At 72.5% G+C, this 13,135-nt stretch carries 13 protein-coding genes; 8 read left to right on the forward strand and 5 right to left on the reverse strand.

Annotated features, from left to right (window positions below):
* Positions 1-133: 133 nt before the first annotated feature.
* The 4 genes from ACWDX7_RS11070 to ACWDX7_RS11085 all read right to left on the reverse strand — a co-directional run bounded on the left by ACWDX7_RS11070 (position 134) and on the right by ACWDX7_RS11085 (position 3,942).
* Complete coding sequence (locus ACWDX7_RS11070) at positions 134-1,582, reverse strand: serine/threonine-protein kinase (RefSeq protein ID WP_451490168.1); 1,449 nt, start codon at positions 1,580-1,582, stop codon at positions 134-136.
* A complete protein-coding gene (locus ACWDX7_RS11075) occupies positions 1,579-2,343 on the reverse strand; it encodes a serine/threonine protein kinase (protein WP_451490169.1) in 765 nt (254 codons plus the stop codon). The genes ACWDX7_RS11070 and ACWDX7_RS11075 overlap by 4 nt, the downstream gene beginning before the upstream one ends.
* 201 nt (positions 2,344-2,544) lie before the next feature.
* A complete protein-coding gene (locus ACWDX7_RS11080; protein ID WP_451490170.1) occupies positions 2,545-2,973 on the reverse strand; it encodes a hypothetical protein in 429 nt (142 codons plus the stop codon).
* A gap of 66 nt (positions 2,974-3,039) precedes the next feature.
* Complete coding sequence (locus ACWDX7_RS11085) at positions 3,040-3,942, reverse strand: hypothetical protein (protein ID WP_451490171.1); 903 nt, start codon at positions 3,940-3,942, stop codon at positions 3,040-3,042.
* Positions 3,943-4,558: 616 nt separating this feature from the next.
* Here ACWDX7_RS11085 and ACWDX7_RS11090 point away from each other — a divergent pair.
* The 4 genes from ACWDX7_RS11090 (at position 4,559) to ACWDX7_RS11105 (ending at position 9,542) form a co-directional block, all read left to right on the forward strand.
* Entirely contained in the window at positions 4,559-5,362 is an 804-nt protein-coding gene (locus ACWDX7_RS11090; protein WP_451490172.1) for a serine/threonine protein kinase, read from the forward strand.
* Positions 5,363-5,425: 63 nt separating this feature from the next.
* On the forward strand, positions 5,426-7,051 hold the full coding sequence (locus ACWDX7_RS11095) for a serine/threonine-protein kinase (RefSeq protein WP_451490173.1): 1,626 nt from the start codon (positions 5,426-5,428) through the stop codon (positions 7,049-7,051).
* A gap of 436 nt (positions 7,052-7,487) precedes the next feature.
* Positions 7,488-8,459, forward strand: coding sequence for an LGFP repeat-containing protein (locus ACWDX7_RS11100; RefSeq protein WP_451490174.1), 972 nt, complete (start codon positions 7,488-7,490; stop codon positions 8,457-8,459).
* An 87-nt stretch (positions 8,460-8,546) separates the two neighbouring features.
* Positions 8,547-9,542 carry an alpha/beta hydrolase gene (locus tag ACWDX7_RS11105; protein ID WP_451490175.1) on the forward strand — a complete coding sequence of 332 codons (996 nt, stop codon included), beginning with the start codon at positions 8,547-8,549 and terminating at the stop codon, positions 9,540-9,542.
* 154 nt (positions 9,543-9,696) lie between these two features.
* Here ACWDX7_RS11105 and ACWDX7_RS11110 read toward each other — a convergent pair whose 3' ends face one another.
* Positions 9,697-9,855, reverse strand: a complete 159-nt coding sequence (locus ACWDX7_RS11110) for a hypothetical protein (RefSeq protein ID WP_451490176.1) — start codon at positions 9,853-9,855, stop codon at positions 9,697-9,699.
* Positions 9,856-9,944: 89 nt separating this feature from the next.
* Here ACWDX7_RS11110 and ACWDX7_RS11115 point away from each other — a divergent pair, with 89 nt between their 5' ends.
* The 4 genes from ACWDX7_RS11115 to ACWDX7_RS11130 all read left to right on the forward strand — a co-directional run bounded on the left by ACWDX7_RS11115 (position 9,945) and on the right by ACWDX7_RS11130 (position 13,058).
* The gene (locus ACWDX7_RS11115) at positions 9,945-10,106 is read left to right on the forward strand and encodes a hypothetical protein (protein WP_451490177.1); all 162 of its coding nucleotides are present in this window, start codon (positions 9,945-9,947) and stop codon (positions 10,104-10,106) included.
* A 252-nt stretch (positions 10,107-10,358) separates the two neighbouring features.
* Positions 10,359-10,820: a VOC family protein gene (locus tag ACWDX7_RS11120; RefSeq protein WP_451490178.1), complete on the forward strand. Its 462-nt coding sequence runs from the start codon at positions 10,359-10,361 to the stop codon at positions 10,818-10,820.
* A 237-nt stretch (positions 10,821-11,057) separates the two neighbouring features.
* On the forward strand, positions 11,058-12,200 hold the full coding sequence (locus tag ACWDX7_RS11125; protein ID WP_451490179.1) for a site-2 protease family protein: 1,143 nt from the start codon (positions 11,058-11,060) through the stop codon (positions 12,198-12,200).
* A 153-nt stretch (positions 12,201-12,353) separates the two neighbouring features.
* Positions 12,354-13,058, forward strand: a complete 705-nt coding sequence (locus ACWDX7_RS11130; RefSeq protein ID WP_451490180.1) for an Hsp20/alpha crystallin family protein — start codon at positions 12,354-12,356, stop codon at positions 13,056-13,058.
* Positions 13,059-13,135 lie beyond the last annotated feature (77 nt).

The raw sequence follows: 13,135 nt of genomic DNA on the forward strand, positions 1-13,135 counted from the left end.
CCGCAGATGGCGCGGCCATGCATCCGGTGACGCCCGCACCTGGGGCTCCTCTACGTCCCGTGCGGCTGCCTCGGCGCCTGCGCGTGGCCTGCCTCCCCGTCATCGACCGGGCTCGGCGGCTCGGCGTGCCGGATCAGGCGGCGGAAGGCGACGCTTTTGGGGTGGGGGAGGTCCCGGGGGCCGGCTTCTTGCATTCCGGGACGGCCGGCACGTCCTGCGTGCGCGTCGCCGAGAGCCAGCCGTAAGCGGTCTTCCCGCCGCTCACGCCCGTCCCGCCCGTCCCGCCGTTCTCCGAGACCCTGACCCGGTACCAGTTCGCCGAGCTGACGCCGTTCTCGTCCGCGACGCGGGTGGCACCGTACGCCACGCAGTCGGCGACCAGGGCGTCGCCGTGCCAGACGCGCTGGGCCACCACGTTGTCCGGGACGTAGGGCTGCCAGGGATCACGGGCCAGCCCCAGGCGGCAGTTGGCGGGCCGTTCGGTGTTGCCGAGGCAGCCCTTCTCCACGTTGAACACGTGGATGACGACGCCCGGGGAAGCGGTGGGCTTCGAGGGGGGCGGCCACAAGAAGGCGTAACCGAGTGCCCCGGCGGCCGCGGTGACCACGCCCGCCGAGGCGAGGAGCACGCGCCTGCGGCGCCACCTCGGGGTGCGGGCACCCCGGTCCCCGGCGGCCGCCGCCCTGATCCGCGGGAGCAGGGTGTGCACGGTGTGGCGGGCCCTGCGCGCCGGTTCCACGGTGAGGCAGTCCGAGACGACCGGGCGCCACTCGTCCGGGAGTTCCGGGCTGAGCCGCAGCTCCGCGCGGCCGGCGCCGTACTCGTACAGCGCGGCGGCGCGCGCCGCGGCCGTGGCCCCCGGGAACGGCAGCCGTCCACCGGTGAGCACCTGGTGGGCGGTCACCCCCAGGGCCCAGACGTCCAGGCTCGGCCGGATGGTGATGCCGCGCTCGCTGAGCGGCTCCGTGCTGCGCTCGGGCGGCAGGTAGTCGGGGGAGCCCATCGGCGGCGCGTAGCCGTGGGTCCCGTCGAGCCGGGTGGCGAGCCCGAAGTCCGCGAGGCGCACCGACCCGTCGGACATCAGCAGGACGTTGCCCGGCTTGAGGTCGCCGTGCACCCAGCCGGAGGCGTGCAGATGGGCCAGGGCCTCGCACACCTGCGTGAGCAGGGTGCCCGCGTCGGGCATGGGACCGGCCGTCGGTTCTCCGGCGTCGTGCAGGAGGTCGAGCAGGCTGCGCTCGGCCCGCTCCATGACCAGGACGACAGCGCCGTCGAGTCCGGGATGCGCGCCGTCCCGGACTTCCATCGTCTCGTACACGCGGATCAGATGCGGGTGCGAGGCCTCCCGGCTGAACTCGACCTCGCGCCGCGCCGTCTCGGCCAGCTGCCGCGCCTGGCGCGGTGCGAGCCCCGCCGTGGAGAGGAACTTCAGGGCGGCCTCGGCGGGCCGTCCCGCCCCGGCCGGCCCGAGGCGGCGGGCCGCGTACACGCTGCCCCAGCTGCCCTCCGCTATCGGTTCGGTGACCTCCCAGTCGCCCACCCGGTAGCCGACGGGTACCTCCGTCGGACCTGCCGGCCTCATGGCGTGCCCGGACCGGCGACGGCCGAACGGGGCGGCAGCAGGGCCAGGTGCTCCTCGCGTACGAGCCCGAAGCGCAGCGCGAGCGACACCAGCGCCTCGCGCCGTCCTTCGAGCCGCCGCCCGGGGTCGTCCTCCTTGCTCTTGACCCGCAGCTTGTTCCGCGCCAGGTAGTCGATGTGGAAGCTCACGGCCTGTTCGGTCAGTTCCCGGCAAGCGGGGTGCGGGCGCAGCCTCGCGGTGATCTGCGGCGTGGTGGGGACGGCAGCGGCCGGCAGATCGCGCAGCCGGGGCTCGCACAGGGCCACCAGGACCAGGAAGTACGTGGCGGACTCGTCCAGCGAGTACGCCACGAGGGTGGCCGCCCCACCGAGCCGGGCGAGGTCGGCGGCCTCGCCGTAACTGTGGGAGGGCGCGAACACCTGGAAGGACAGTCCCTGCGGGGAGCGCGTCGGCAGGACGACCCGGGAGAACTCGAACGGCACCGGGGCGCCGAGCCGCCGGGCCGCGACGCGCACGTACTCGCCCGCGCCCTCCGGGTTCTCGACCAGATAGCTGCGCGTGGCGCTGAAGTTGCTCAGCTGCCAGTGGTCCTCGCTCGCACGGATCTCGCCGGCCAGCCGGGGCACCGCCGGGTCGTCGAGCACGACACCCACGGGTGTCCCGGGCGCCCCGCGCCCAAAGCGCACCGCCTCCCCTGGTCCCAGTTCGAGACTGACCGGCTCGGCTCCCACGCCCGCCGGCACATGCACAACGACCGTCATGCCGTTCCCCCATGGCCCGTTTACGGGGCGCACGGTAGCACTTGTCGGCACTGCGTCAACATGGGGAAACGCGCCAGTGGCGCACCGGGGTCGCGCGCCGGTGCGCCACTGGACGGGTGGAGCGGTGGAGCGGTGCACTGGTGGAGTGGCGCGTGGGCGTTCTTGCCGGGCGCGCGCTGTCCCACCGGGCGCGTGGTGCTGCTACCAGGTGCCGTTCCCGCAGGAGTACACCCACCGGTGCGAGGCGGAGTTGTCGTGGACCCGCTCGCCCAGGCCCCGCGTGTCGCCGTTGCGGGTCCAGTTGAACGTGTGCGAGTTGGTGCGCAGGTTCCACGCGGTGCCGTAGCCGATGCACGCGTAGGCGCCGGTGTTGTTGTCACCCCAGTAGATGTTGACGTCGTCACGGCCGCCGGAGGAACCGTTGTTGTGGACCCAGTCCACCTTGTTCTTGACCTGGGACGGCCACGAAGAGGAGTTGCCGGCGTTCTGGTAGAGGTAGTTGTGGTCGTCCGAGTAGGCGCAGAAGTTCGTGTAGCCGCAGCCGCCGTCGGCCTGCGCCGCGGTCGGAACCGCCACGACCGCCGCACCGGCGATCGCGAGGCCCGCGAGGACGGTCCTGAGCTTGTTCATTTCTTTCCCTCCCAGTGTGCTGTGCGTGGTTCACCGCCGGACGGCGGTACGCGACGTCAGTTCCCGTCAGTGCCGGGCGACCACATCGCGAGCTGTGGGCAGGGCCGCCAGCTGCATCCGCCGCATGGCGTCGAAGGCGGCCCGGTTCTCGGCGCGGACACGGTCCGAATGGCGCCGGTGCAGGTCCTGCGCGGTGTCGGCGAGGCCGGTGGAGCGGGCGCATTCGGCCTCGGCGGTGGCCATCGGCACGTCCTGGGCCTCGGCGGCCGCGCCGGTCCGCCGCAGCTGCTCCTCGCGCTGCCGCAGCGGATGGCCGGCCGCCGGGAAGCCGCGCCGGCCGACGCACTCGTTCCACGCGGCCAGCGCCGACCGGAAAGCGGGGTCCTGGCCGACCCGGCTCGTGCGGACCGCCGCGAGCTGGTTCACCGTCTCGCTGGCCCGGTACCAGAGCCGTGCGTCACCGTAGAGCCGCCGCCACGATTCGGCGACGCAGCCGCGGTCGCTGTGGCTCAGCGTGCCGCCGAGAGGGCTCTCGACCTCCAGCCCCTTCGGTTCGGGCCCCAGCAGGGCCACCCCCATGGCCTCCCGGCGCTCCGGGGAGAGCCCGCTTTCGTACTGGCCGCGCGGGCCGGATCGTGCCTCCTCGTCGAGCTGCCGCTCGATCTGGCGCCCGTACCCGTGGCTGCGCGCCCAGGCCACGTCGTCCACCCCGTACGGAAACTCCCGGAAGTCGGGATGCGGCAGGCGCGGCAGGGGCCAGTACGAGAACCCCTGCGCGCGCATGCAGTCCTGTACGAGCAACTGCCCGGCGCTGTGGAGCAGATCCAGCTCGGCGGCGTCGGGTGCGCGCACCGGGGCCTGCCGGTCGGCGCCGTCCGCCGGCAGCCCGGTCCAGGCGGCCACGGCCAGCAGCGCGCCGCAGGCGGCGAGGGAGGCGGAGATCCACGCCCGCCGGGCGGTGATCAGCATGGCGTGGTGACGACCCCCGTGGCGCCACCCCGCCGACTGTCCGCCGGCCCCGCAGACCGCCGCGGAACCCCCGGGCCGCAGCGCGCCGGCGGCGTCACCCCCGTACCGGGACCCGTGACACGTCGGCCCGTCCCGGCACGGTCGCCGCCCCCTGTCCCGGCACGGGCACCGGCCACGCTGCTCCGGCCAGCGGCGGGCGCGTTCAGCACCACCCGCCGCCGGGCCGCACCTCCCTCCCGCACCGCCGCGTTCGCGTACGCGTACGCGGCCACAGCGGGTTCTTCGACCATCCCCGTGCGGGCGGCCATGACGACGGCCTGCCGTCTCCTCCGCATGGCAGGACCCCTTCCCGAAGGCGTTTCACCGACGGGGACGAGGAAACCGTGTCCGTGGCCCTTCGAGAACCTGTGAGTTGATAGGTAGCCCCGGCCCGCCGGCTCGGCTAGGTCCTGTCCCGGCCCCCATCGGCTGGGCAGCCGCTCCGTTCATGTCCCGTACCGGCGGGCGGGATCGGAATCCCGCCAGGTGCGGCGGCGGTCACCTCGGCTCGCCAGGCGTCATGTGTAACGTTCGACGTGCGGGGGGACCGTGACGCGGGGGCGAGGAGGAGGGGGCAGTGAGCGGGGTAGTGATCCATCTGCCGCAGGGCACGGGGGACGGCGGAGGGGGACCGTGCGGCGAGGCCGTGACATTGCGGCTCGGCCCGGGGGAAGTGGCCCGTTTCGGGCGGGGTTCCGCGACCACCCCCGTCGAACTGCGCCTCGTCGATGCGGCGATCTCCCGGCTGGCCGGGGAGATCCGGGTGACGGACGACCACTGGCAGCTCAGCAACCACAGCGCGACCCAGAGCTACCTGGTGGAGAACCCGGAAGGAGCGGGGGAGTACCTGAGGGTGCCGCCGCGACGAGCCGGCGCGCCCATTCCGTTCGAGTTCTCCCGGGTCGTGCTGCCCACCCGCGGCACCACCACCGTCGCCTTCCAGGTGTTCGCGCCCGACCACGTCTACCTCGACCCGGAGGGCCTCGGCGGGCCGTGGGGAAGCCGCACGGTCACCGCGTACTCCATGGACGAGACGGCCCTCTACTTCCTGGTACTGGTCGCGCTGTGCGAACCGAGGCTGCGTGACGAGTCGTCGGTCGCGGTGCCGACCACCCCGCAGATAGTCGAGCGGCTCAGGGGCCACGCCGCCTGCGGCCGGCTGACGGCCCGGGCGGTCAGCTCGCACATCGACTACCTGGCAGAAGAGAAGATGCGGATCAGCGTTCCGGTCGAGAGCGGGGCCCGGAGGGAAGCCCGCCGCAACGGCAAGCGGGAGACGCTCGTGGGGCTCGTGCTGCGGTTCGGGCTCGTCCGGGAGGAGCACCTCGCCCTGCTGCCGCCCCGGGCGGCGGCGGGCACACGGGAGCGGACGGCGGGATGAGTCACACGCCGAGGGAAAGCAGCCGCACGCGGCGGTACGGCCGGCGGACCGCAGGAGGACACGGTGCACGGCGCGGCCGACACATCCGGAAATGATCTGACCGAACCGCTCCCGCGCGGCTACCGCGTCGGCGGCTGGCAGGTCACCGAACCCATCGGGGCCGGAGGCTGGGCGACGGTCTACGGGGCACACCCGGTCGGCTGCCCGGCGGTCGGGGCGGCGGTGGGGGCGGCAGACGGTGCGGTGGTCGGGGCGGTGGTCGGGGCGGCGGGGCCGGAAGAGGTCGCGCTGAAGATCCTGCCCACCGCCGGTCTCGCACCGCGCCAGGCCCGCAAGGTGGCGGAAACCGCCCGCCGCGAGGTGGAGCTCGGCCGCCGGGCCGGCCATCCCAGGCTCATCCGCCTGCTGGACTCCCTCATGCTGAGGGAACCGGATCACCCGTTCCTGGACGGCGCGATCGTGCTGGTCATGGAGCGGGCCGCGGGCAGTCTGCGGGATCTGCTCGACACCGCGGTGACCGAAACCGAAGCCGCCCGGCTGTTCGCCGAGATCTGCGAGGGCCTGGTACACCTGCACCGCAGCGGCTGGGTGCACGGCGACCTCAAGCCGGACAACGTCCTGCTCATGGCCGACGGTTCGGTGAAGCTCTCCGACTTCGGACTCGCCACGGAGATGACCGGCACCCACGGCACCCACGGGTACGGGCCTCCGATGGGCACCTTGGACTACCTGCCGCCCGAGCGCTGGAAGGCCCCGCTCGGCGAGCACGGCGTGCAGGTCCGGCCGAGCGCCGACATCTGGGCCCTCGGCATCATGATCCACGAGGTGTTCGCCTCCGGCGCCTCACCCTTTCCCGGCGCCACGCCGGGGGCGCGCGGTGCGGCGACCCAGGAGTACGCCGACGGGCGCGCGCTGCTCCGCATGGACAACGCGGTCCCGCCGTTCTGGCGTGCGCTGGCCGCCGACTGCCTGGCCCCGACGCACGCGGCGCGCGCCGCGCACACGGCGGACAGCCTGCTGACGCGCATCACCACCAGGCAGACGGCGGACACGGCCACGGACACGACCACGGCCGCGGAAACGGACAGGGACACGGAAACGGAGCCCACGGGCGAGGCCGCCGAGACCGTGGCCGGCCGTCCGTCGGGCCGCCCGTACGAGCAGGCCTCCGGTTTTCAGGCCTCCGGGCAGGCGTCCGGGCGCGCCTCGGCACGTCGGCGCAAGACAACCCGCACCGCCCTCGCGGCCGTCGCCGCGTGCACGGCGGCCGCGGCGATCTGGGCGTACGCCGTCCGCGACGGCGCCTCCGGCACGCCCGCCGCCGCGGGATCGGCCGGCGCGGTGCCCGATCCCGCCGGCCGCATCCAGGTGTTCAACGCCGAACAGCGGTGCAGGGACCGTACCGACCGGGATCCCCAGTGCAGTCTCGGTCTGGCGATCGACCCCTTGAAGCTCTACACCAGTGACAACGTCGTACCCACCCGGGTGTGGCACGGCGACGTCCTCGCCGTCGACTGCCGGCTCCCCCTGGGCATTCCCATCATCGACGAGGCGGACGCGCAGTCCGCCGACTGGTTCCGCGTCCGCCTCCCGGCGGACTCGGACCGGCCGACCGCCTGGCTGCCCGCCGTGCGGACGAAGGACCGCCCCGAGGTCCCCGACTGCCCGCGTCCCACTCCCGTACGGTGAGGCGGCGCCGGGCCGTGGCCCCGCCGGCCTGACCCCGCTCGTCACCGCGGACCGCCCCCGGCCGGTGCTCCCGCCGGTCCGCGAGTGGCGGGAGGCCAAGACCCCCGAAGTTTCGCCGGATCGCCGAGCGCTGTCACTCCGGATCGTTCCGGATGCCCCGGGCCGGCGTCCCACGACTACCTTGCAGACCGTCCGTCCACGGACCGCACTGGTGACCCCTCCGTACCGGGGGGGGGCGAAGCGCGTCGGGGGGCCCGCCGCTCGATCCCCGTATTGGGGCCGGGGCCGGGGCGGGGACCCGGGCGGGGCCTCCCCTCCGGTCATCCCCTTCCGGCGAATCCATTGACCGGCAGGCTAGTTGACGATGCGAAGGAGTTGGCAGGTGCACGGCTTAGCCGCACGACGCACGAGCTTCAGAACGGCGGTCCTGCTCCTCATGACCGCCGTGTCCGTTCTGGGACGCCCGGCGTGGGCGCAGGCCGCGGACGACGTGCCCGGCCCCCTGCGAAACGCGGCTCCGGCCGAGGCGTACTGCCATGTCCCTCCGGAACGGGACATCGCGGTGACGCGCAAGGTCTACGAGGTGGGCCAGCGGCGGGCCGTGTCCGACAAGGTCATGCTGGCCGGCTTCGAGACCGGCTGGGTCGAGTCCCGGATGAACAACCTCGATTGCGGGGACCGGGATTCGCTCGGCGTCTTCCAGCAGCGGCCCTCGCAGGGCTGGGGCACACCCGAGCAGGTCCTCGACGTCGACTACGCGGCCGACAAGTTCTTCGAAGTGGCCCAGCAGATGGAGCCCGACATGGAGGGCAGCACCCCCGGGCAGCTCGCCCAGGCCGTGCAGCGCTCCGCCTACCCGGAGCGGTACGACCAGGCGGAGAACATCGCTCGGGCCCAGCGGGACGAGGCCTTCCGGCCGTACGGCGCGATCGGGGCCAAGTACGACGCCATGGGCGGTCCCGGTGGGGCGCTCGGCTGGCCGGTCCGCGCCGAGGAGGACGCGTCGCTGGGCGGGCGTTTCCAGCTGTTCCAGAACGGGATCGTCATCTGGCGTCCGGATGTCGCGCATGCGATCCACGGGGACATCCTGTCGGCGTTCTGGGCGTCGGACTCGGAGCGTCGGTGGGGTTTCCCGACGATGGACGAGGCGGAGGGGGCGCAGGCTCCGGACGGGACGCGGGGCCGGTACCAGTTCTTCGAGCGGGGGCTGTTCCTGTGGTCGCCGCAGACGGGCGCGCATGTGGTGCACGGGGCGATCTACGACGCCTTCCATGCGGCGGGTCACGAGGGGGCGCTGGGCTATCCGGTGACCGATGAGATGGACGAGGCGGGCGGCAAGGCCCAGAAGTTCCAGAAGGCCACCATCCACTGGAACCGGTCCAAGGGCACCTGGATCACCAACAACTGACCAGGGCCGCTCACCACTTCCACCCACCGCCCCTACGAACGACCACTTACCACCCACCACCCATTACTTACCGACCAGGAGGCCGTTGTGAGCGAGCACCACCCCACCCGCAGGAGTGTCCTGAGGACCGTCGCCGGAGCCTCCGCGGCGATGGCACTCGGCGGCGCGGGCGTCGTCGCGGCGGCATCGGCGGCCCACGCGGTCGGCGACAGCCCCGACCTGCGCATCGTGGACCGCATGGAGAGCGACCACCGCATGTGGTACTACCGGTTCCAGACCAATGCCATCGGCTGGAACCCCGCCGTCAACGTCCTGCTTCCCGACGGCTACCACACCAGCGGACGCCACTACCCGGTCCTGTACCTGTTCCACGGCGGCGGCACCGACCAGGACTTCATCAGCTTCGACCGTCCTCCCCTGGACATCCGCGCCTGGACCGCCGGCAAGCCGATCATCGTCGTGATGCCCGACGGCGGCCATGCGGGCTGGTACTCCAACCCGGTCAGCTCCAACACCGGGCCCCGCAACTGGGAGACCTTCCACATCGCCCAGCTGATCCCCTGGGTCGAGGCCAACTTCCGGACGTACGCCGAGTACGACGGCCGGGCCGTCTCCGGGTTCTCGATGGGCGGCTTCGGCGCGCTGAAGTACGCGGCCAAGTACTACGGCCACTTCGCCTCGGTGAGCACCCACTCCGGCCCGGCCAGCCTGCGCCGCGACAACGACGCGGTCATCCACTGGGCCAACGTGACGTCCGCGGCCCTGGACCTCGGCGGCGGCACGGTCTACGGCGCGCCCTTCTGGGACCAGGCCAGGATCAGCGCCGACAACCCGGTCGAGCGCATCGAGAGCTACCGGCACAAGCGGGTCTTCATGGTCGCCGGTACGAGCCCCAACCCGGTCAACTGGTTCGACACGATCAACGAGCATCATGTCCTCGCCGGGCAGCGGGAGTTCCGGGCCCGCCTCGGCGAGGCCGGGATCCACCACGAGTGGTACGAGGAGCCCGGTGGACACTTCGTCCGCCCGGAGCTGTTCAAGCGCGACCTCGACGGCATCATCGACCGCCTCCGCAAAGCCTAGACGGCCCCGAACCCCGGGGCGGCGCCCCGCTCCGAGCCCGGTCCCCCTCACTCATCCCGGACCGGTCTCGGAGCGGCGGCTTGCACGGGTGGCTTCCAGGCGGTCATGGTGCCGCGTCGGCTCCGGGATGGCCCCGCCCGGCCCGGCCGAGCGCTCAGCGGCCGTCGATCAGTGCCTCGGCCAGCTGCGGGGAGAACGTGCCGGCCTGCGGGGAGCCCGCCGGGCACTGGGCGGAGTTGCCGTCCGAGTCACCCAGGTTCTTGATCCACAGCTGGTACTCCGCCCCGCCGGCGCTGCCGGCGCGGGAGCTCACACCGAGCTAGCGCAGGGGCGGGTTGCAGAATCCGACGTGCCCGCTGCCCGGCGAGCCGGGCACGACATAGCCGCCGTTGCCGTTGCGGGATGTGTCGACCACCCAACGCGTGGTACACCGTCGTCTCCGACGGCTACGCCAAGCGGCTGACCGCGCAGCTCAAGACGGACTTCGGTCGGACGGGCGGTGGAGGTCAGGAGAGCGGCGGCCAGTACGGAGGCGGCGGCCGCCCGGCCAAAGGGGTGCTGTGACGCGTGCCATAACGCGCGGCGGCCACCCGCTGGGAGCGCGGTGGTGGAATCGGGGTGGTGGTCGATCGCGGACCGAGCCTGTCCGCAAGGGGTGTCAGGGTGGCTCCATGGACGTGAACGCGAGCCCTTGCCCCGAGGCCCGTGGCCGCCCCCGGTGCCGCACATCCACCCTGAACTGATCCACCACCGGTCCGATGTCTGCCTGCCGCGGCCTCTGCCCGCGCACATGAACCGCTACGAACGGAGCAACCGATGAGCCGCCACATCCAGGTCACCTTCGACGCCCATGACCCGCGGGCGCTGTCGTCCTTCTGGCGGGACGTGCTGGGCTACGTCCATCCCGGGCCGCCGGGAGTCGACCTTCCCGAGGGCGCCGACCCGCTGGCCGCGTGGGACGACTTCCTCGCGCGGGTCGGCGTACCGGTGGAGCGGCGCAACGCGAAGTCGGCCATCGAGGACCCGGACGGGCACGGCCCACGGCTGTTCTTCCAGCAGGTGCCGGAGGACAAGATCGCCAAGAACCGCGTCCACCTCGACGTCCGTGCGGCCCCGGGACTGCACGGAGAGGAGCGGATGGCGGCGCTGGAGGCCGAGTGCGACCGGCTCGTCGCGCTGGGAGCGGCGCGGGTGCGCCGCTTCGAGCCCGAGCCCCCGATGAGCGCCGGCTACCTCGTGATGACCGACCCCGAGGGCAACGAATTCTGCCTGGACTGACGCGGCGCGTTCTTCCGTCCCCGTGCCGATCCGTGCCGATCCGGGCCGATCCGGGCCGATCCGTGCCCCGGATATCGCGTCGCGTGGCCGACGTGGGGCCGGACGTGCGGGCGGACGTGCGGGCGGACGGACGGACCATGTCGCAGTGCCGTCGAGGCAGACTCGGCGGCCGATCCGGGTAGGTGAAGGTCAGGATTCCCGTCAGTCGCAGCGTTCCCGCGGGAAGGGAGGCCGACGGTGAATGAGACGTTCACGCTGGGGCGGATAGCCGGCGTGCGGGTGTCGGTGAACTGGAGCGTCCTCGTCATCTTCGTCCTGGTGGCGCTTTCTCTGGCCCAGGGCCGGCTGCCCCACGCGTACCCAGCTCACCCCCAGGTCGTCTACTGGGCTTGGGGGCTCGTGGCGGCCGTGGTGTTCTTCGCGTCGGTGCTGGCGCACGAGGTCGCCCACGCGGTGGTGGCCAAGCGCCACGGTGTCGAGGTCGAGGGCATGACCTTGTGGATGCTCGGTGGCGTCGCGCGGCTGAAGGGTGAGGCTCCCACTCCGAAGGCGGAGGTACGCATCGCCGGCGTGGGTCCGTTGACCAGCGCCGTGCTCGGCATCCTGTTCGTGGTCCTGGCGGCCGTGGCCGCCGCGCTCACGGGCCCGAGTCTGCTGGTGGAGGTGCTCGCCTGGCTGGCCGGGATCAACATCATGCTCGCGCTGTTCAACAGCATCCCCGCAGCGCCCCTCGACGGCGGCAGGCTGCTGCGGGCCTTCGTGTGGAAGCGTACGGGGGATCCGATGCGGGCTGCCGTGGTGGCCGCGGCGGCCGGCCGCGGCTTCGGCTGGCTGCTCGTCCTCTACGGCTTCCTCTCCATGCTGCTCACCGGCAGCCTGGCAGGGCTGTGGACGGCGCTGATCGGCGGATTCATGATCGCCGCCGCCACCGTGGAGGGCCAGCAGGCGCAACTGCGGGCCACCCTCGCGGGAGTGTCCGTGGGCCGCATCATGACCCCGGATCCGGTGACCGTGCACACCGGGACGACGATCGACGAGTTCCTCGCGGCCGCCCCCTTCGGACACCACCGCCACACGGCGTTCCCGGTGGTGGCCGAGGAGGGGACACCGGTGGGTCTGGTGACGGCGGCGAGAATAGAGGGGACGCCGCCACGCGAACGACACGACGTCACGCTCGACCAGGTGATGTGCCCGCTCGACCGGGTGGCCACCGCCTCTCCTGACGAGTCCGTCAGCGATGTGCTGCCGAGGCTGGAATCCGCCGCCGAACGCCGGGTCCTGGTCCTGGACCCCGCCACGCGAGCCCTGGTCGGCATCGTTTCCGACTCCGACATCAACCGCGCCGTCACCTGGCTCGCCACCACGCGCTCTCGATCCTGACGGCCAGGCCATCCGCCGCTTTTGTGTCGGTTTATAGCTTGGTGCCGGTTTATCCGGTGGCGGGGCGGACAGTCGCCTGTCACCGGGAGCGGAGCGGGTCGCCGACCGGTCCCTGTTCCGCTTCCTGTCGTGGACGACATGGAGGTGTTGATCATGGTGTTGCCCATTCGGCGCGGCGGGGCCTTGCCCGAGCGGCTGCGGCCGGCGTGGGGATCGTGGGACCCGTTCCGTGATTTCGAGAACATGTGGGGCGAAATGGGCCGCATGCTGGAGCAGGCGGCGATGCCCGGAGAGAGCGGCCAGAACTGGCTGCCCATGGCGGAAGAAGAGGAGACCGACGACTCGTACGTCGTCCGGATGGAGCTGCCGGGTGTGCCCGCCGAGAACGTCGACATCGAGGTGGACGGGAACGAGCTGAGCATCTCCGGCGAGGTCTCGGAGGAGCACCGCGGGAAGGTCCTCTCCCGCAGGACGGGCAAGTTCTTCTACCGCACCAGCCTGCCGGGCACGGTGAACGCGGACCAGTGCGACGCGGACCTCAGTGAGGGCATGCTCACCATCCGCATTCCGAAGGCGGCGGAGGGCACGCGTCACAAGATCGAGCTTCGGGGCAAGGGCTCCAAGAGCATCGAAGGCGCCCAGGCCGGCGGCGGCGTGGAGGGCATGGGGGGAACCGAGGGCATGCAGGACATGCAGGGGACCGAAGGCAGGCGGGGCGGCGCAGGCATGGAGGGGACCCAGCCGGCAGCTGGGGACATGGACGACATGAAGGACACACAGGGCAGGCGGAGCACTCCGGGGATGCGGGACACCCAGGGTACCCAGGGGACGCAGGGCATGACGGGCGACGTGGCGTAGTCCCGCGCGTCCACCCGGACCGGAGCGGCGGACTGACCGGCAGGTGATGCAACTGCCGGTCAGTCCCCCGCCACTGG

It is taken from the genome of Streptomyces sp. NPDC003034, assembly GCF_053591375.1.